A 20,032-nucleotide genomic window follows, 5' to 3' on the forward strand; every position below is an offset into this window, starting at 1 on the left:
TAAATTAAATATTAATTCATGAAAGCAATTGCTATACATTTATTGATTATTTTGATTTCTACGCAAGTATTTGCTGGAAATCAAATTACTAGAAAAGATTTGAAATTTAATTCATCTAATGATTGCACAGAAAGATTAGATATTTTGGAGAAAGAGAATCAGCACTTACTTGGCAGAGTCGAAATAATTGAACATACTATTGCCAAATTAGAGAGAATTTTAGGCTCTACAAAACAAGAGGTAATAAGTTCTGAGGATACCAGTACAGCAAAAAATTTAGCAGATGATTCTATAGTTGACGATGTCTTTGAAATACCAGCTACTAAAGAAGTACAAAAGGAAGTTGCGTCGTATGATATTGCAAAACCCATTTCGGGGATAGCAAAAGATAAGCAACTTTATGACTTAGCACTTGCCTCTTTAAAAGATAATAAATTAACCGATGCAGAAGAAAAGTTTGTAAATTTTTTAAAAAATTACTCTAATAGTCCTTTGGTAAGTAATGCGTATTTTTGGTACGGAGAATCTTTTTTTAGACGTAATATGTTTGATAAAGCGGCTATAAATTATCTAAAAGGTTACAAACAATCACCAAAAGGTTCTAAAGCTTCTGACTCATTGTTAAAATTAGCATTATCTCTTGGGGAATTGAAGAAAATACAAGAGGCATGCTCTATTCTTGATAAACTTGAAACAGAATTTCCGAGTAGATCAGCTACATCAATAAAAAGAGCTAAGGATGCAAGAACCAAATTTGCTTGTAAGCGTTAGGTTCTTATGAACAAAAAGGTAAATAATAATGACTGACATTTTAGAAGAAGTCTTAAATGATAAAAATGAAGAAAAGAAACTTTATTACTTTAAAAAACTTCTTCCTATAACTATAATCCTCGCACTAATAGTCGTATTATTTATGCTAATAAACAATTGGCTTGACGGTAAGAAAATAAAGAATAATCAAAAGACAGGTGATATTTTAGTTAAGTCTATGTCGCTTATCAATGACAACAAAGACCTAACCATAAAGTCGTTGGATAATTTAATTGAAACAAGTAATAATAAAGTAGGAGAGCTTGCTGCTATCGAACAAGTCAGTATAAAAATACAACAAGGAGATTTTATAGAGGCTAGAACTTTATTAAAGAAAATTATTGATAACAAGAATTATGCCGAATTAACAAGTGCATATGCACGTCTAGTTTGGTTAAGTTTAATGATAGACGAAACAAATTTATCTAATGCAAACATTAATGAAATCGAGGAATATTTAAATTATTTTGATGATGAGAATAAACCATTCTTTGGTACTGCAAATATTATCAAAGCAATTTGGTATATTAACAACAACTCAAAAGATTTAGCAGAAAATACTTTGAAAAAGGTAATATCACTAGAAAGTACAACTCAAGTAGTTAAAGAGCAGGCTAAAGCTTTACTTTCAAACTTACAATAAACCTCAATTCGGGATAAGAATTAGTTAATTCTTATCCCGAATTGGCTTTAATATAAGGAAAAATGCATTCTTAAAGCGGTTTTGCGAATGTATTTTAAACCTTTCTAAAGCTAAAAACATGATTTTAATCTTTTAAAATCATGTTTTTAGCAAAATGGATTGCCACGCTCACATACGTTCGCTCGCTAATAGACATATACGTCTATAAAACGTCTATTAGCGAGGAGGTCGTAGGTCGACGAAGCAATCATAATTTCACCGAATTCGCGTAATAACACAGGCTTAAATTATGATAAAACAACGATTAATTATTTTCTTACTACCTTTTCTTCTAACTTCTTGTGGTCTTGGAGCTAAAAAGATTAAAAATATTGTAGAATTAACTCCTAGATTATCTGTAGAAAGTAATGAAACAATTCAAATAGATTCTGCTGTAAAAATAAATATATTTAGCCCTGAACAGCTGCAAAATAAGGAATATACTGTTGCAAAATATAAAATAATATCAGAGCCAGTTTTTAATAAAGCTGTTGCCTATACCATTGATACTAAAGGTAATATTTCCGCTTTTTCTATGAAAGATAAATCTATTATGTGGTCATATAATATCAGCACTAACAAGAGTGATTATTATGTTGGTGGAGGGATCTTATGCCACAATGATAAACTATATGTTACCTATGGTTCAAGATTCTTGGTAGTATTAGATAGTAGGTCAGGTCATGAAATAATCAGAAAAGAGTTGCCTGATATTACTAGAGTAAAACCGGTATTAATTAATAATTATACTATTGTAGTTCAAACAGTAACTAATCAAATATTAGCGATTAATATTGATAACTTAAATTTTGTTTGGCAACATGAAGGTGTAGTAGAAACTTTGTCATCAAGTTACCATGTTAGCCCAATAGTACAAAATAATCATGTAATAGTAAACTATAATTCAGGACAAATTCTTGCTCTAGAAGCAGGTAGCGGTCAAGTTCTATGGACTAACGATTTATCTAGTCATCAAGAAATAGGCTTGCCAAATTTTGAGGCAGCATCTATATTATGCAAACCTATTGTCAATAACTCTCACATATATATAGCTAATAGTGCTGGTAAGATAGTAAAGCTAGATATCATGACGGGTAATATTCTTTGGCAAACCAAAGCTTATGATGTGCAATCTATGTTGTTAGCGGGTAATAGTTTATTTATAACAAATAATGCTGGACAAATAGCTGCTATAAGTACTGATTTTGGTAAAGTCAAGTTTGTAGCAGATCTAAATGATGGGAAAGATATTAAAAAAGTTAAAGCCTCATCATTCCTAACCCCTATAATTGGTAAGGTAGCTGAGGCAGAAGAGTGGAATTTAAATATTATTTCCACTAAAGGTGAATTATATAGTTTCCAATCAGATGTTAATGGTAATTTAAGCACTACTCCACAGATTGCTAAAATTACTAAAAATATTGAATATCATGGAAAAACCTGCTGTGGTAGTATGTATTTTGCTACTGATAAAAAAATTATGTTTGTCGATTAGTCAAGAAACTATGTAAAATATATATTTACATTTATCTTGACAAAATAGTGGTTATAATGCTATTTAGTATAGCTTAGGCGAGGACAATGATAACATTAATTCTAATTAATAAAGATATATAACGTGAAAACTTATTCTGCAAAACCATCACAAATTCAGAAAAAGTGGTGGGTCATAGATGCTAAAGACCTTGTATTAGGTAGACTTGCTAGTGAAGTAGCTAAAATCTTACGCGGCAAACATAAGCCTTCCTTCACTCCTCATTTAGATTGTGGAGATTATGTAATAATAATTAATTCCAAGCATATTTGCTTGACAGGTAAAAAATCAGACCTTAAAGATGGTAAGTTTTATTATCGCCATACTGGTTTCCCAGGTGGGATAAAGGATACAACAGCTGGAAAAATTCTGTCTAGTAAATATCCTGAACGTGTCGTTAAGCTTGCTGTAAAAAGAATGATTACGCGAAATGTTTTGGGATCAAAGCAGATGGGTAATCTATATGTCTATGCAGAGAATGAACACCCACATAAAGCTCAGCAACCTGAGTTTTATGATTTTGCAAGCAAAAATACAAAGAATAAAAAATAGTGAATTATGACAATATTAAAGGTTCAAAGTGAAAAAACCAAAAGTGATACAGTTCAGAGTAAGTTAGTTAAGCCTAAAACGCCTGTAGGAAGTAGTGATAATAAAGTCTATGGTACAGGTAGAAGAAAAAGTGCAATTGCTAGAGTTTGGTTAAAAAGTGGTAGTGGTAAGGTAATTGTCAACAAAAAAAATATGGAGCAATATTTCACTCGTGAAGCTCATACCAAATCTCTCTTGCGACCATTTGTTGTAACTAATACTGCTGGGCAATATGATATAATATGTACTGTTAGAGGTGGTGGAATATCAGGGCAACTGGGTGCTGTACTACACGGTGTTTCTAGAGCACTTGACAAAATTGCACCAGAATTTCATAGTATTTTACGCAAATCCGGTTTCTTAACAAGAGACTCAAGGGTTGTAGAACGGAAAAAATATGGTAAGCATAAAGCTAGAAAAAGCACTCAATTCTCTAAACGTTAAAATTTTATATAATCTGTTTGGAGTTGTCTAGCATGTGATTTTTCTGAAGCTCTTTCCATCATGGCGGGGTAGCTCAGTTGGTTAGAGCAGCGGAATCATAATCCGCGTGTCGGGGGTTCAAATCCCTCCCTCGCTACCACAAAATGCTAATTCATGTGGTAGTTTATTATCGACTTTGTGTAATGGGGGTTTTCATAATAAGAATCAACAACTAATTCTTTAAAGCATTAAGAATACTGTGATTTTTTTATATTTTATATGTAAAAGTCATTAGTGCTACTTGATATATATGCTATTATGCGGTGAATGTACTCAAAATTCTTCAAGTTCTTGCAAACATTATTATGAAAAGGATTACATTCGGTTTAATAGCTGAGTATGTGGCTATTGTTATTTATAAAATTAAATTTTATCAAATTCTTCACCATCGTAAAAGATATTATGTTGGTGAGATTGATATTATTGCCCTACGTGGAAAACAACTTGTTTTTATAGAAGTAAAAACAAGACGTTCTGACGTTGATGATCGGATATTATCAACTCATCAACAAGCAAGAATAAAAAGATCTGCCAGTATATTTTTAAGCTCTAACCCAAAATACCAAAATTATCAAGTTAGATTTGACCTAATAATTATTAAACCTTACAGTATACCAATTATTATTGAAAACGCATGGTAATAGGGTTTTTTCTACTAGACGAAAAAGAATCTAAATTATACACTCAAATGCTAACTGACTAAGTAATTATTTTAAAATTATTGCTTGACCGATAAAGCAATATATGTCAAAAAGATCATACTCATATAGTCTGAGACTTCTCTTAAAACTAGGTCGCTATAGCTCAGAGGTAGAGCACATCATTGGTAATGATGAGGTCGTAGGTTCAATTCCTACTAGCGGCACCATATTAGTATCAACATTTTTATTTTAAATTAAGAAAGGATATAATTTTAAATTCTTTAAGAGATGTCAATGAAAAAATTAATTATAGATGTTGTAGCTCCTTCTTCAAAAACGCTTGGTATGTACCAATATTTTGATCAGATCCAAGCATTATTTAAGGATTATTATAATATACAAATAAGTATTGCAGATAACATTATTGATGATTCAAGTGTATTTAACCCCAGTTGCCAATTAAATAGGAGAGATGAAAGGTAGATTTTAAAAGGGACATAGGTTATTTTATCTTTTTCAACCAATAACAAAATAACCTATGAAAAAAGATTTTACCGCAATTTACTGTTTTGTCGACGATTTTATAAAGAATTTGGAAAATAATTTGCCTACAATTAATAGTAGTAAATTTAAACCTGGTGTAAGTAATTATTTATCAATAAGCGAAGTATTAACCATATTAATTGGTTACTATGATTCATATTGTGATTGTTTTAAGCATTATTACAAACAAGTAATCTTACATAATTATACAGAAGATTTTAAACTTGTTAGTTATGAACATTTTACTAAATTGATAGGTAGAAGTATGCCTTATTTAGCAATATTACTGAATCATTTGCTTGCTGAATGCACAGGTCTGTCTTTTGTAGATGCTACAGGTATAGCCGTATGTAAGAATTATCGTATAAGTTCACATAAGGTTTTTAAAGGAATAGCGGCAAGAGGAAAAACCACTAAGGGGTGGTTTTATGGACTAAAGTTACATTTAATCATAGATTCCGAAGGTAATCTGATAAAGGTATCTTTCAGCAGTGGTAATAAGGATGATAGGAAAGGACTTAAAGGAATGATATTTGGTATATATGGCAAAGTTTTTGGCGATCGCGGTTATATATCTAAAGAATTATTTGATGATTTGTATGACAAAGGCATCCAACTTATTACTCGGGTTAAAAAGAATATGAAAAATATATTAATCCCTATTATAGATAAGGTTATGTTGCTCAAAAGAATTCTGATAGAAACCGTAATAGGCAAACTTAAATTTCTTGATAAGTTAGAGCATTCTAGACATAGATCAGTTACAAATGCATTTAGTCATATGCTATCCTGCCTAATCAATTATCAGTTGCTAGAAAACAAACCTTCTATCAAAACTTTGCTTCCTATAGAACTTTTTGATATACAAAATTAATTGGCAACTGGGGTTATCATACTAGTTGATTATATTTGAAAATTACCATAAAGCCTTATATCTAACAAATTGTAGCACAAATAAGAAGCATTATGTTGACTAATTTTTAGTATGCCAAAAGCACTACGAGCCTGATTTTTTAGACGTTTCAAGCACTTTTCTGTCTCGAAGATAAAACGTGAGTACGCGAATACCACGCAGTTTTACGAAACCAATTCTTCAAAGCAGAAGAGTATATATGTCATTCTCACTTTCGCACACTGGTTCTACAACCAAATTGGAGAAAGAATTTTTGACAAAAACTCTTTATGTTTTTGTAACTCTTCCTTAGTTGGTTTGATAACTATAGTATTCTTTTTATTTGCCATAGTAGTTTGAACCACTAACTCGTCTATATTTTGTGCCTTTTGGCTATTAATATTGAAACTTATCTGCCTACCTCCAGTAAGTTCAACATAAACTTCTGCCAGTAATGCCGCATCTTTAAGTGCCCCATGCAACTTACGTGAGGAATTGTCAATTTTATATCTTTTACATAATGCGTCAAGATTAGCTTTCATTCCAGGAAACATCTTCCGAGCTAAAGCAAGAGTATCGATAATATTGGAAAGTTCTAAATACTCTGTAGAAGGTCTTTTGAGCAGAGATAACTCATAATTAATAAACTTAATATCGAATGCTGCATTATGTATAATAAGTCTGCTATTGCTAATAAACCCTAAGAACTCGTCAACAATTTCTTCAAAAGGTGGTTTGTCTTTTAAAAATTCTCCCGATATGCCATGTATTCGATAAGCTTCCGTCGGCATATCTCGCTTTGGATTAATATAAAAATGAAAATGTTTGCCGGTTAAAACTTTATTAACCATCTCAATAGCACCAATCTCAACAATTCGGTGACCATTTTTGGGGTCTAAACCAGTTGTCTCAGTATCTAAAATTACTTCTCTTAATTGCTGCATTTTAATTTTTCTATTAGTTGAGTTATTTGTTTATCTAAATCTACTAGATTAACATCAGTATTAATAACAAAATCTGCTTTTTCTATTTTAATCTGTTGTGGCAATTGAATTTGTGCTATTTTATTATAAGCTGTTAAATTAAAAGCCTCTCTAGACATTGCACGTTTTAATCTAGATTCTTCTGAGCAGAATGTTGTAACATAAAAATCAAAATATTGATCAAATCCAGCTTCAAAAAGTAATGGTATCTCAGCAAATGTAATCTCTGATTTACTATTTTGCTGTTTAAAAAGAAACAAACTTTCCACTACAAATGGATGAATAAAATTTTGCAGTTTGTTTCTTGCTGAATCATTAGCATAGATTAGCTCTGCAATTTTTCTTTTATCAAAGCTTTTTAGATCAGGTAGTAAGTTAAGAACCATATTTTGTATTTCTGACTCTTCGTATAGGTTCTTAACATATTCGTCAGCAGAAAAAGTTATAAATCCTAGATTAGCTAAATAATTTAAGACAAAAGTTTTCCCTGAAGCATAACTACCGGTGATTCCTACCGCGATCATTCTAATAAATATTTTATTTTTTCTAAGTAATTTTCACTTTAAGGGATTTAAATTTAGATAACGTAATTACCTAACTCATAATTTTTCATTTCTTTTATAAATTCATACATTCTCAGTTGCAATTGAATGTTATTACTGGGTGAGTTGGGTCGGTTTTTATTTTATGCGAACATAACTTACCATTTCCCCCTTTTCTTTTAAAAGTTATAGCACTTAACATATATGTTCATATTAGTGCTACAGTTGTAGATTGAATAAATTCTCTAACCGTCATTGCGAGAAGCCACTTTAGGCGACGAAGCAATCCAAAAGTTGCAACAGCACGCTGTTTATTTGGATCGCCACGCCACTTCGTGGCTCGCGATGACGGTTGTTCGTTCTTATAACCTAGCACTAATATGAACATATATGTTAAGTGCTATATCACATTACCAATAAGCAAATTACCACCTTTAGATGTAAAAGATATGTCATATTTTAAATGTTTTAAAATATTTTTCATTGAATAAATATGCATAATACTTTCTTGTCTATCGTATAGTACTAGTATTTCTCGAGATTTTTTATAAGACATAGACCATTCCACTATATCTTTTACAATAGGTTTAAATATTAATACTGCTTTCTCTTTTTCACTTTTTGGAAAAAAATCATATTTTGTAGCTCCTCTTTTGGCTTTTTCAACAAGTAGATTTTGCAACCACGTTAAGCAATCCAAATTAAATTTTTCGCAGAACTTTTCAGGTGTGGTTCTTGTTAGTTGATTTAAACCAGTCTTAAAAGCCTTTATATTGGCATCAATATTTCTCCCACAAGAAAATTCCATTTTTACATCTACTTTTTCATTATGTACTCCACTACAAATCGCAGTTATGAAGTTTCCTTGTATTTTAAAGTTTTCTTGAATTTTTTGTATGATTTTTTGATGATCTCCTATGCTATTTTTAAACAGAACCTCAACATTTTTTCCTATATAACCCGAGTTGCCAATTAATTATACTGGCAAAAGCTATATTTAACGCTGGTTTCATGTGAGGCTCGATACTAAAACATTTTTAATACAAACATATTTCTAAAAAATATAGTTTTTATTAAGTGTTTTAATGTTACAAATTAACTTCAAATGTTCATAAAACCTAGCTCTGCTCTTATAAATTAATTGGCAACTCGGGTTATATAAGCATTTCTATTCATAATTATGATATTCCAATTGAATCATAAATATTACTGATCATCTTTGGTATAACAGCATTGCCAAGCTGTTGATAACCTTTTATCCCTTCTATAACATGGTGATTTTTTGGAAATCCCATTAAGTTTTTACATTCATTAACTGATAATCGTCTAATTCTATTATTAATTAAATATAAGCCAGTTCTTGCACCTACTCCTCCACCAAAAGCGGAAAGAGTTATTGCATGTCCCAAGGGGCTATAGATTCTTTCTCCTTGACCGCCTTTATTAACATAACCAATTCTTAGAGGTCTTAAATTTCTTTATTGCCATCTATTACTATGTCATCTCTTTTAATATATAAACTATCATCAACTTTTTCTTCTAAAATATCATCCAAATAAACTTTTGCAAAAGTTTCTTTTGGCGGTAAATATTTAAATTTTAGATCATTATCGTAATCTTTACGTAAACAAACAAAATAAACCCTTTCTCTTGATTGAGGTATACCAAAAAAAGAAGAATTTAGAATATGCCTATAAACTTTATAACCAATTTCATCCAATTTTATATCTATTGTTTTAATTACCGATCCATTATCAATATTAATTATATTTTTGACGTTCTCAAGCAATAAAACATACGGTTTATGATATTGGGCGATTCTAATTATTTCATAAAATAATCTTCCGTTACTGCCTTTTAATCCCAATTGCTTACCAGAAATACTAAAGGGTTGACAAGGAAAACCTGCACATAGAATATCGTGTTTTGGTATTTTTTTTTCTGAGATTTCATTTAAATCGCCATAAGGTCTTTCTCCGAAATTTTTTACATAAGTTTCTTGAATATCCTTATCTATATCTGAAGAAAAAACACACTCCATTCCTTTTCCTTCTAAAGCAATCCTAAATCCACCAATACCGCAAAACAAGTCTATAAATTTATACACATTATTCCTGTTTAAATAAGTTATGATATAGTTAATTCCGTTAGATTTAATCAGGGCAATTTAAGAACCGTACCAATAGTTGGTATAAATATAATCTTAACTACTATCGATGTCATTCCTGCAAAAGTGGAAATGACATCGCTTTTAGCTAAGAGTTCCTTGGGTTAGGTATATAGAATGTTGGCAAAGTCATATAAATGCTATATAAAGCAAATTTTTAAGTAATTCTTTAATTAAATTGCCAACAAAATAAGTAAAAAAGTAAAATTATATAATATATTCTCAAAATATGACGATAATTTTACTTTATTACTACTTTGCCAACACCCTTTAATATCATTTGAGTATATATACTCTAGAATAGAAAATCAAGAATTGCATCGTCATTATCCAAGATTCTTGCGGTACTCAGCTGTATTTTTTACTCAAAAATTCTTCAGTTGACGGGTAGTCCTATTATTGCAATATACTTTTTGGACTAAAAATGACCCCAAAAATATACATATATAAACTGTTAATGAATATGCACATTTAAATAATACTTCTTTTAAAAACATCGACAAAACTCTACTTGTAGAGAATATATTTACAAAAAATCCTGACATCACAATGCCATCTACAACCGCACCCATCATTAAACCAGCAAAATTTCTTGTATTCAAAGAACATGTTGACTTGAGTTGTACAAATACACTTGTACTACAATATGTTGATAACAATATAGATACAAAAGATACAAGTATAATTCCATTAATAACACGACCATGAATATAATAATTGAAGTCCCATAACAAACAAAAGCTTACTATTATACACAACGTTACAGCAATCCAAGCTTTTTTCCTACCATATAGTTCAGATATGATATTTGCAGTTACAGCTAAAAACACAAATACTAAAGAACACTGAGATATTTTATTAAAAAGATTTAATGAATAAGTGAATATACCAAGTAGTATTACTAGTAGTATGTAAAACTTAGTGTTAATATTGTTCATATTACCTCCTTCTTTTTGTTCTAATTTTATCAAATAATATGGATTATTGTTAGTAGATAATTTAGTTGATTTTTTAAAACTTACTTTTTAAAAGACTTGCTTGCAAGGGTAGTTAAATGATTTGGAGAATTGGAACACAAAACAACAAATGTCTAATGACAATTTGTATACTCTTACGCTTTTAAGAATTGTTTTTTAAAAACATCAGGAACTCACGTATTACTTTAGTTTACCCCTCATTTTCAAATGCAATTCGTAGGATCATTTGAGTGTACATGACCTTTACAAAAAACTTGCATTGCAAGCTTGGCAGCGACTTACTCTCCCATGCCTCAGGGCATAGTACCATCAGCACTACGAGGTTTCACGTTCGAGTTCGGTATGGGATCGGGTGTTTCACTCGTGCTATAACCACCAAGCTAGCAATACAAATTTTTTTATATATAGACTTCTTTAGACATTTATTCATAGAACCATAATTTCAAAAGAGGTCTAAAATTTGAGTTGTTGATAAAACTGAAAACCTTTTTATGTTTCTTGCAGAATTAATGCTGTACACAAGTACAACCTCAGCAAAGTAAAACAATCGAGCTATTAGTACTAGTTAGCTACACACGTTACCGTGTTTCCACACCTAGCCTATCAACGTGGTGGTCTTCCACGGCTCTGATAGGGAAGTCTAGTTTTGAGGTGGGTTTCCCGCTTAGATGCATTCAGCGGTTATCCCTTCCGTACTTAGCTACCCAGCTATGCCGCTGGCGCGACAACTGGTCCACCAGAGGTACGTCCACCTCGGTCCTCTCGTACTAAAGGCAGATCCTCTCAAACTTCCTACACCCACGGCAGATAGGGACCAAACTGTCTCACGACGTTCTAAACCCAGCTCACGTACCACTTTAATCGGCGAACAGCCGAACCCTTGGGACCTTCTCCAGCCCCAGGATGTGATGAGCCGACATCGAGGTGCCAAACGATTTCGTCGCTATGGACGCTTGGAAATCATCAGCCTGTTATCCCCGGAGTACCTTTTATTCGTTGAGCGATGACCCTTCCACTCGGGACCACCGGATCACTATGACCGACTTTCGTCTCTGCTCGTCTTGTCAGACTCGCAGTCAGGCTAGCTTATGCCATTGCACTCTAACAGTTGATTTCCGACCAACCTGAGCTAACCATCGCACGCCTCCGTTACTCTTTGGGAGGCGACCGCCCCAGTCAAACTACCCACCATGCATTGTCTCGGATCCTGATTCAAGGATCGCGGTTAGATATCAAGAATCAAAAGGGTGGTATCTCAAGGATGACTCCACAGTGGCTTGTGCCACCGCTTCATAGTCTCCCACCTATCCTGCACATCTAATTCCTAATACCAGTGCAAAGCTATAGTAAAGGTTCACGGGGTCTTTCCGTCTAACCGCGGGAACTCCGCATCTTCACGGAGAATTCAATTTCGCTGAGTCGATACTGGAGACAGCGGGGAAATCGTTACGCCATTCGTGCGGGTCGGAACTTACCCGACAAGGAATTTCGCTACCTTAGGACCGTCATAGTTACGGCCGCCGTTCACTGGGACTTCAATTCAGAGCTTGCACCCCTCCTCTTAATCTTCCAGCACTGGGCAGGCGTCAGACCCTATACTTCGTCTATTGACTTTGCAGAGCCCTGTGTTTTTAATAAACAGTCGCTACCCCCTGGTTTGTGCCACCTATAGATGGTTGCCCATTTATAGGTCATCCTTCTCCCGAAGTTACAGATGCAATTTGCCTAGTTCCTTCAGCATCGTTCTCTCAAGCGCCTAGGTATACTCTACCTGTCCACCTGTGTCGGTTTAGGGTACGGTCTTTAATAAGGGTGTTATTTCCTGGAAGATATTCACTGCATATAACAATCCAATAAGCATATACAATTTACTATCTTCGTCACACCCTTTCGGTTCAGGAATATTAACCTGATTCCCATCGATTACGCCTTTCAGCCTCACCTTAGGGGCCGACTAAGCCTGCGCAGATTAACTTTACGCAGAAACCCTTGGACTTTCGGCGAGAATGTTTCTCACATTCTTTATCGCTACTTATGTCAGCATTCTCACTTCCGATACCTCCAGCAAACTTCACAGTTCACCTTCACAGGTCTACGGAACGCTCCGCTACCATTTGCACTATTAAAGTACAAATCCGCATCTTCGGTACATGACTTGAGCCCCGTTACATTGTTGGCGCAGGAAAACTTATTTAGACTAGTGAGCTATTACGCTTTCTTTAAATGATGGCTGCTTCTAAGCCAACATCCTAGTTGTTTTGGTTTTCCCACATCCTTTAACACTTAGTCATGATTTAGGGACCTTAGATGGCGGTCTGGGCTTTTTCCCTCTCGACTATGGACCTTAGCACCCACAGTCTGTCTGCTATGCTGTACTCGTCGACATTCGGAGTTTGGTTGAGTTTGGTAAGTCTGTAGGACCCCCTAGCTCATCCAGTGCTCTACCTTCGACGGTAATCGCTATAACGCTCTACCTAAATAGATTTCGCGGAGAACCAGCTATATCCGAGTTTGATTGGCCTTTCACCCCTAGCCACAACTCATCCCCTACTTTTTCAACAGTAGTGGGTTCGGTCCTTCAGCGGATATTACTCCACCTTCAACCTGACCATGGCTAGATCACTCGGTTTCGGGTCTAATTCATCTAACTAAAGTCGCCCTATTCAGACTCGCTTTCGCTACGCCTACACCTAACGGCTTAAGCTTGCTAGATAAACTAAGTCGCTGACCCATTATACAAAAGGTACGCCGTCACAGAACATATAAACGAGCTTTAAAACTCAATGTCTGCTCCGACTGCTTGTAAGCATTCGGTTTCAGGTCTATTTCACTCCCCTTATCGGGGTTCTTTTCACCTTTCCCTCACGGTACTTGTTCACTATCGGTCACTAGAGAGTACTTAGGCTTAGAGGGTGGTCCCCCTATGTTCAAACAGGATTTCACGTGTCCCGCCTTACTCAAGGACTCCAAAACTTTTTACCTATAAGGGGCTATCACCCTCTATGGTCAACCTTTCCATGTTGTTCTAGTTTTTATTCTGAAGCCACTGGCCTGGTCCGCATTCGCTCGTCACTACTAACGGAGTCTCGGTTGATGTCCTTTCCTCCAGCTATTGAGATATTTCAGTTCACTGGGTTTGCTTCGCATAGCTATGTATTCACTATACGATACCTGCTAAGCAGGTGGGTTTCCCCATTCGGAAATCTTCGGATCAAAGCTTATTCGCAGCTCCCCGAAGCTTATCGCAGCGTATTACGTCCTTCATCGCCTTCTAGTGCCAAGGCATCCACCAAATGCTCTTATTTTATTTACTTTGATTCTTTTAAAGCTTGAGATTGTACGATGTGTACAGAACTAATTCTGCTACTTATACAGTATCCACTCACGATCATAAATTTTTATTATCGCAGTGTGTATTTAGTTTTCAGTTTTATCAACTTTTCAAACAGCTACAGGATTTTTGCCCTGTGTGAAGTTTTATACCGATTATTCAGAACAATGTCAAACATTATTTTATCTGATTAACAGATTTGTTTGTCTTTCTTTGTTAGCATTTCTATCATATCTTTCTCTATGTTCATTTGATGATATTGTTTGACTTGCTTTAGGTACTGGTGGAATAACTTCTATTTTTTTTACAGTAGCTTTATTCAAATCTACATTTTTTAGCAAAGGATTTGATTTAACTTCTTCGCTTATATTCCCAACAACTCTTATATTATCTAAATTCATTGTTTTTTCCGGATGTTTTTTATTATATTTTTTAATTTCCGGAAGAAGTGTAGTTAAAGTATTACCATCAATGGTAGCTCCTTCAAAGTCTATATGTTCTTTAAAAGTAACTCTCTTAAAAGAGCATTCTTTCAATTCAACATTTTTCATAGAACATTTTCCTAATGTCACTTCATTAAAATTAAATCCTTTAATTTCAAAATCATCTAATTTCATATCTACTTTTTCAAAAGATAATCCTCTCAAATCTTTATTATTTAAGGAATAATCAAGTATCGGTGAATACTCAGATGAATTATTTCGACTATATTTCTCATCCTGCTCCTGAAAGATAGAAGATAAATCTATTTTCTTGTCTGACTTAGCTATCACAAGAGGATTGGGCAAAACATCTTCAATAATTTGGTTCATTTTTTCACCAATTACTTTTTCACGTGTTGAATTAGACACAAAATGTTTTTGGAAATTATACTTCCAAAGGTTAACAGTAGCTTCTACAGCTAAACTTAGAACTTTTGTATCAGATAACAAATTAATCAATGGACGAACCATTGCACTATATTCTCCCTTCTTATATGAAGCCGTTATTGTTCCTACTTCCTTAGCATGATCCCCTAGTGCTTTAACAATTGCTTCACCTTTTAGTTTTAGTTTTTTACCCATCTCGGTTTCATTTAAAAATTTCTCAACCACAGGGCCAAGGTCTTTAGCATGTTTTATTAAAAGCTCCGGTATTTTTTCTTGTAAAACTTCTTTAACCTTAGGATTATCCTTATTAAACTTAATAAGAGAGTTTACTAATTTACCAACTTTTTCTGCTTGTTTGGATTCAGGTACGTTCATAACCTCTTTAGTTTGCTCAATGATTCGCTCTAACCCCTCTTTGTCTGCTAAACAACTTTCAGTAAGTTCTGATATTATCGGTAAAACATCAACAATAAATGGAATAGTTGCTGCTGTTGCATCACGTACAAATTTAGGATTCAGACCAATAGATCTTATATTTTGCTGCACTTCTGTTTTATCCAAAAATTCTAAAATATTCTTTTTATTATCAGCAAAATATTGTGGTAGAGTCGATTTTAAGGCAGGAGCTAGATCTTGAACAACCTTACTAGTATTATCTAAAATAGACAATATCATGGCTCTTTGCGTTCCTATTATTTCTTCTTTTCGAGTTGGAGATAAATTTTTATTAGTCAATAATTCCAAGCCCAAATCTTGATGTTTCATATAGAACTCATAGATCATAACCATTTCAGGAGTATGCTCTAATATCGTGCTACTTGCATTAGTTGCTAGTGATACAGTATCCCTAAAAAATTCTTTTGACACAAATCTAGTAAATTTATCGTCTAGAACATTCTCAGCAATTTTGGTAATTTCTTTTTGATTAGCTGAATCACGTAAAAACTCAACTAAATCTTTCTTGACTACTTCTGCTACTTTAGGGCTGGTAAAGATTCCCAAAGCATTTTTAATGATATCACGCCCTGAATTCTCGTTAGAAATTATTAGATTTTTATAAATTTCTTGTACTTTTTTATTTGATTCTCCTTCTAATACGCCACCTCCTAATTTTAGCACCAACGGCACTATCCTTCTAATAAAATTTTTATCTACTCCATCAAATATATCAGGATTAACTCTACTAGCTTCTGTAGGTGAAATCATTGGAGCGGGATTTAACACAGCTCCTAAAACTGGCAACAAAACACGCTGAGCGATCTGATCTTTCAATAGATCAGATCGTGCTTCATTCAGAGCAGGAATATATATATCAGCCACTGCACCAGCTCCCTTGATTAGATTAGATACATGCTCTACTTGTTCTTTTTGTAATTTTTGCCTTTCTTCAATTAGCAACTTATCACTTAATAATTTTCCACTCACTTCTTGAAATTTCAGAAAATCAGCATATAGCTCATCATATAATAGCTTCTTTGTATCCAGCGGATTCCTAATAGCTGAAGGTACTATAGTAGCAATATCAAGAAGAAATGTCCCTGTCTCTTTTAATAAACCTACAGCGATGTGAGGTAAATTCTCTAGTGTTAATTCTAATTGCTCCGCTTTTTTTACTTGCTCCAATTGTTTTTGCTCTTCTTGAAGCTTTTGCGGAATAATTTCTTGACCATTTTGAATGAATATGCCTTGTAAACCAATCAAATTTACGTCCACAATATCAGTATCAATATCGACCGTAGCTTTAGACAAATCAGCCTCAGCTAACTTTGCCGCACGTAAATTAACTCCTTCTAACTTAACCTTTTCTGCTTGTACTTTTTCCAATATCGCTTGCTGCAATTTTGATTTTGTAAGATCACCATTCATGAATATTACTTCGGTAAAATCACCTTCCTGAGCGTCAATACTCCTCATTATACTATTCGAGAAATCAGCCTTTTGTGCATGAACTTTTTTTAGTATACTATAACTTGCATTGATTCCTTTAGCCTTCGCTCCTTCTAAAATCGCCTCTGTTAAGTTAGCAAATTTGACCTCTACTCCTTCTAAAATTGCATTTCTGAAATTCGCCTTTTGTGCTTCCACCATATTTAGATTGGCATTAATAAAATTCACTCCTTCAGCATTAATCCTTCTTAGAATAGCTGCTTCTAAATTCGCTCCATCCAACTTAGTCAAACCACTTAACTCAACATCCGACAAATCTAATCCTTTTGCTTCTATGTTCTGCAATATAGTATCTTTAAATTTTGCTTTATGTGCTTTGGTCTTTTCCATCAAAGCATTAGATAAATTACTCTCTATAATTTGACACTCTGTTAAAATAGCTTTATCTAATATTGCATGCTGCATTTGTACTCTTCGTAAATCTGCTGAGATTAAAGAAATACCTTGCAAATCTGCCTGATTAAATGTTGAATCAGTAAATTTTGCATTATCCCATTTACCTTTTTTTATATTCGCATAATCAAAGTTGGAGTTATTTATCACAACCTCCTGACCATTAGAACAAGCCATAAAAGCATGTGTAAACTGACTATTATCAACGACTGCCTGACTTAAATTACTATTAAAAAAATTCGCGTTATCTGCTTTAGACCCTAAAAAATTAGCTCCATCAAGTTCTGCACTCTCGAAATTCGCTTCACTAATATTAGTACCATTAAATCTACATCCGGATAAAACGGACCCCGCGAACACAGCACCCCCTAAATCTGCTCCAGAGAAATCTAAATTAGATAAATCAACTCTATCATACCATTCATTATTAGTAGAAGTATCAACTCTACTAGAACAATCTGCAATAATTCTTGCTCCTGATCTTATCTGTGATTTCTCTAATTTAGATTTAGCAAAATCATTTAAACTTAAATTCTCATTACTCTTTCTTGCCTGCAAATATTGCTCTATATCTTTCCGAGCTAAGGGTACATATTGCGTTTCTTGATTTCGCTGTTCTTTAGTTGATCCTCGTACATAAGCTGGATCAAAAGTACAACTGCTACTGCCAAAAATGTTTTGAAAAGTTTCATGCATTGAATTATCTTCTCTAGGAAATATTTTTTGCTCAACCATTAGCTTCAGCTCTTCTTGCAGCCTATCATATTCTGAATTCCCGGTTTTATAACCTCCAATACGCCAAGCCTGAGCTTTCAAGCTTAACTTCTTCTCCGCCTCCTCTAATTCTTTTTGTTTACTACTTATAATATCTTGCTGCTCTTTTTTGCGAACTAAGTCACTTTTTATGTCAGCATATTTTCTGCCTAAAGAAGAAGTGGTACTGAATTTTATCCCCTCAATATCACGTTCTTTCCCTATTTGAGAGTATCCTTTATAGCCATCAGAAAACCTACAATTAGCAAGGTCATCCCCTCTAAAATCTATGTTTTTTAGAATAGTATCTTCGAAATAAGCATTGTCAAAATCAACATCACAAAACATCGCATCAGCTAAATTACATCCTGTAAAAGTAGTATTTTTAAGTATACAACCAGTAAAATCTCCTCCGCTTAGGTCTGTTACATTACCAGATCTACTAAAAGTCCTATCGGATAAATCTGCAACTACTACTACATTATCATCTGAAAAATATTTTTCCTTTAAATATTGATTAAGGCTTAAACTTTCCTTAGGGTCACTTGCTAAAGTTGCATGCTGAGCTGTAATATAATCCTTTATATCCTTGCTAGTAGGACGAAATTTTTCAATCTTAACAGCGAGATCATAGACAACAGGTTTATTTTTCACCATAACTTATATTCCTTCTTTGTATTAAAGATTTAATAACAATTTCTCAGGATTTTCAATCAATTCCTTTATTTTTACAAGAAAAGTAACTGCTTCTTTGCCATCAATAATACGATGATCATAAGATAAAGCAACGTACATCATGGGATGTATTTCTATCTTACCATTAACCACTACTGGTCTTTCTTCGGTCTTGTGAAGACCTAAAATACCAGATTGAGGAGGGTTAATAATCGGAGTTGACAATAGTGATCCATAAACACCGCCATTTGAAATGGTAAATGTTCCACCTGATAGATCAGACATAGATAATTTTCCTTCTCTAGCCTTTTTACCCAAACCAGCAATTTCTTTCTCAACCTTAGCAAAACTCAATTTGTCAGCCTGCTTAACTATTGGCACTACTAGACCCTGCTCTGTTCCTACTGCAACACCAATATCATAATAATTCTTATACAGAATCTCATCCCCTTCTATCTCGGCGTTTACCGATGGAACTGCTTTAAGAGCTTCAATAGTAGCTTTTACAAAAAATGACATAAATCCTAGCTTCACGCCATGCTTCTTCTCAAACTCTTCACGATACTGCATACGCAAATTAATAACTTTCAACATATCAATTTCATTAAAAGTAGTTAGAATGGCTGCAGTATTTTGTGATTGTTTTAAACGATCCGCTATAGTTTTACGAAGACGTGACATTTTAACACGCTCAACCATCCCTTCATTTGTACGTACAATATTGGCTATAACAGGTAATTCTGTTTCTTTTGCAGGCGGGGTATTTATGAACTCTAGTACATCTCCCTTGGTCACTCTGCCTTCTCGACCAGTACCTTTTATGTCAGCTAATTGCAGTTTATTTTCGCTCACTAATCTTTGCACCGAGGGCGGAACATCAACCTTGTTGGTACTTGCAGGTTGCTGTTTTATCTCTTTGTCTAGTGTACTAAGTGAAGCTACACTAGAAGCTTCTCCTTCGGTAATTTGTCCTACGCTCTCACCCACATATACTGTATCACCCTCATTCTTAAGTATTTTGCTTATTACACCAGAGGAAAGTGCATTTACTGCTAACGTAACTTTCTCTGTCTCAAGTTCTAAAAGTAGCTCATCCACTTTTACTGCATCTCCTTGTTTTTTATGCCACTTAGCAATAGCCGCTTCTGATACAGACTCTCCAAGAGATGGAACTATAATTTCAATACTCATAATTATTTTATTCTCCCAATTATATTCT

Annotated in this window: 16 protein-coding genes, 2 tRNA genes and 2 rRNA genes; 10 read left to right on the plus strand and 10 right to left on the minus strand. The window is 33.8% G+C overall.

Features of this window, described 5'->3' with window-relative positions; all coding sequences use genetic code 11:
- The first annotated feature begins 18 nt into the window (after nt 1-18).
- The 10 genes from ybgF (at nt 19) to AAGD19_RS01980 (ending at nt 6,158) form a co-directional block, all read left to right on the plus strand.
- Nucleotides 19-771 (plus strand): tol-pal system protein YbgF, encoded by a 753-nt coding sequence (gene ybgF, locus AAGD19_RS01935; protein ID WP_341748110.1) that lies wholly within the window; start codon nt 19-21, stop codon nt 769-771.
- A gap of 28 nt (nt 772-799) precedes the next feature.
- On the plus strand, nt 800-1,453 hold the full coding sequence (locus AAGD19_RS01940; RefSeq protein ID WP_341748111.1) for a DUF2659 family protein: 654 nt from the start codon (nt 800-802) through the stop codon (nt 1,451-1,453).
- 292 nt (nt 1,454-1,745) lie between these two features.
- Nucleotides 1,746-2,987 (plus strand): PQQ-binding-like beta-propeller repeat protein, encoded by a 1,242-nt coding sequence (locus AAGD19_RS01945; protein ID WP_341748422.1) that lies wholly within the window; start codon nt 1,746-1,748, stop codon nt 2,985-2,987.
- Between the two features lie 123 nt (nt 2,988-3,110).
- Nucleotides 3,111-3,578, plus strand: a complete 468-nt coding sequence (gene rplM, locus AAGD19_RS01950) for a 50S ribosomal protein L13 (protein WP_341748112.1) — start codon at nt 3,111-3,113, stop codon at nt 3,576-3,578.
- A gap of 6 nt (nt 3,579-3,584) precedes the next feature.
- Nucleotides 3,585-4,061: a 30S ribosomal protein S9 gene (gene rpsI, locus AAGD19_RS01955; RefSeq protein ID WP_341748113.1), complete on the plus strand. Its 477-nt coding sequence runs from the start codon at nt 3,585-3,587 to the stop codon at nt 4,059-4,061.
- A gap of 62 nt (nt 4,062-4,123) precedes the next feature.
- A tRNA-Met gene (locus AAGD19_RS01960) sits at nt 4,124-4,200 on the plus strand.
- A gap of 241 nt (nt 4,201-4,441) precedes the next feature.
- The gene (locus AAGD19_RS01965) at nt 4,442-4,741 is read left to right on the plus strand and encodes a YraN family protein (RefSeq protein ID WP_341748114.1); all 300 of its coding nucleotides are present in this window, start codon (nt 4,442-4,444) and stop codon (nt 4,739-4,741) included.
- 152 nt (nt 4,742-4,893) lie between these two features.
- Nucleotides 4,894-4,968, plus strand: a tRNA-Thr gene (locus tag AAGD19_RS01970).
- A 67-nt stretch (nt 4,969-5,035) separates the two neighbouring features.
- Nucleotides 5,036-5,224: a hypothetical protein gene (locus AAGD19_RS01975; protein ID WP_341748115.1), complete on the plus strand. Its 189-nt coding sequence runs from the start codon at nt 5,036-5,038 to the stop codon at nt 5,222-5,224.
- 55 nt (nt 5,225-5,279) lie between these two features.
- Complete coding sequence (locus AAGD19_RS01980) at nt 5,280-6,158, plus strand: IS982 family transposase (RefSeq protein WP_341748116.1); 879 nt, start codon at nt 5,280-5,282, stop codon at nt 6,156-6,158.
- Between the two features lie 266 nt (nt 6,159-6,424).
- On the opposite strand, the gene dnaQ is transcribed toward AAGD19_RS01980, so the two are convergent.
- From dnaQ to odhB, 10 genes are all read right to left on the minus strand, one after another.
- Complete coding sequence (gene dnaQ / locus AAGD19_RS01985; RefSeq protein ID WP_341748117.1) at nt 6,425-7,120, minus strand: DNA polymerase III subunit epsilon; 696 nt, start codon at nt 7,118-7,120, stop codon at nt 6,425-6,427.
- Complete coding sequence (coaE, locus tag AAGD19_RS01990) at nt 7,108-7,683, minus strand: dephospho-CoA kinase (protein ID WP_341748118.1); 576 nt, start codon at nt 7,681-7,683, stop codon at nt 7,108-7,110. The genes dnaQ and coaE overlap by 13 nt, the downstream gene beginning before the upstream one ends.
- Before the next feature lie 418 nt (nt 7,684-8,101).
- The gene (locus AAGD19_RS01995) at nt 8,102-8,509 is read right to left on the minus strand and encodes a hypothetical protein (protein WP_341748119.1); all 408 of its coding nucleotides are present in this window, start codon (nt 8,507-8,509) and stop codon (nt 8,102-8,104) included.
- Nucleotides 8,510-8,879: 370 nt separating this feature from the next.
- Complete coding sequence (locus tag AAGD19_RS02000; protein WP_341748120.1) at nt 8,880-9,110, minus strand: DNA cytosine methyltransferase; 231 nt, start codon at nt 9,108-9,110, stop codon at nt 8,880-8,882.
- A gap of 59 nt (nt 9,111-9,169) precedes the next feature.
- Nucleotides 9,170-9,808, minus strand: coding sequence for a DNA (cytosine-5-)-methyltransferase (locus AAGD19_RS02005; protein WP_341748121.1), 639 nt, complete (start codon nt 9,806-9,808; stop codon nt 9,170-9,172).
- Nucleotides 9,809-10,233: 425 nt separating this feature from the next.
- Nucleotides 10,234-10,806 carry a VUT family protein gene (locus AAGD19_RS02010; protein ID WP_341748122.1) on the minus strand — a complete coding sequence of 191 codons (573 nt, stop codon included), beginning with the start codon at nt 10,804-10,806 and terminating at the stop codon, nt 10,234-10,236.
- 304 nt (nt 10,807-11,110) lie between these two features.
- Nucleotides 11,111-11,225, minus strand: a 5S ribosomal RNA gene (gene rrf, locus AAGD19_RS02015).
- Between the two features lie 154 nt (nt 11,226-11,379).
- A 23S ribosomal RNA gene (locus tag AAGD19_RS02020) occupies nt 11,380-14,159 on the minus strand.
- 199 nt (nt 14,160-14,358) lie between these two features.
- A complete protein-coding gene (locus AAGD19_RS02025) occupies nt 14,359-18,795 on the minus strand; it encodes a pentapeptide repeat-containing protein (RefSeq protein WP_341748123.1) in 4,437 nt (1,478 codons plus the stop codon).
- Between the two features lie 21 nt (nt 18,796-18,816).
- Nucleotides 18,817-20,004: a 2-oxoglutarate dehydrogenase complex dihydrolipoyllysine-residue succinyltransferase gene (odhB, locus tag AAGD19_RS02030; RefSeq protein ID WP_341748124.1), complete on the minus strand. Its 1,188-nt coding sequence runs from the start codon at nt 20,002-20,004 to the stop codon at nt 18,817-18,819.
- Nucleotides 20,005-20,032: the final 28 nt, after the last annotated feature.

It is taken from the genome of Candidatus Tisiphia endosymbiont of Dascillus cervinus (genome assembly GCF_964026405.1).
In the GTDB taxonomy this organism is placed as follows: Bacteria; Pseudomonadota; Alphaproteobacteria; order Rickettsiales; family Rickettsiaceae; genus Tisiphia.

Coding starts and splice junctions, on each gene's coding strand:
- ybgF (WP_341748110.1), top strand. CDS start 19: ATGAAAGCAATTGCTATACATTTATTGATTATTTTGATTTCTACGCAA.
- AAGD19_RS01940 (WP_341748111.1), top strand. CDS start 800: ATGACTGACATTTTAGAAGAAGTCTTAAATGATAAAAATGAAGAAAAG.
- rpsI (WP_341748113.1), top strand. CDS start 3,585: ATGACAATATTAAAGGTTCAAAGTGAAAAAACCAAAAGTGATACAGTT.
- AAGD19_RS01975 (WP_341748115.1), top strand. CDS start 5,036: ATGAAAAAATTAATTATAGATGTTGTAGCTCCTTCTTCAAAAACGCTT.
- AAGD19_RS01980 (WP_341748116.1), top strand. CDS start 5,280: ATGAAAAAAGATTTTACCGCAATTTACTGTTTTGTCGACGATTTTATA.
- dnaQ (WP_341748117.1), bottom strand. CDS start 7,120: ATGCAGCAATTAAGAGAAGTAATTTTAGATACTGAGACAACTGGTTTA.
- coaE (WP_341748118.1), bottom strand. CDS start 7,683: ATGATCGCGGTAGGAATCACCGGTAGTTATGCTTCAGGGAAAACTTTT.
- AAGD19_RS01995 (WP_341748119.1), bottom strand. CDS start 8,509: ATGGAATTTTCTTGTGGGAGAAATATTGATGCCAATATAAAGGCTTTT.
- AAGD19_RS02010 (WP_341748122.1), bottom strand. CDS start 10,806: ATGAACAATATTAACACTAAGTTTTACATACTACTAGTAATACTACTT.
- AAGD19_RS02025 (WP_341748123.1), bottom strand. CDS start 18,795: ATGGTGAAAAATAAACCTGTTGTCTATGATCTCGCTGTTAAGATTGAA.
- odhB (WP_341748124.1), bottom strand. CDS start 20,004: ATGAGTATTGAAATTATAGTTCCATCTCTTGGAGAGTCTGTATCAGAA.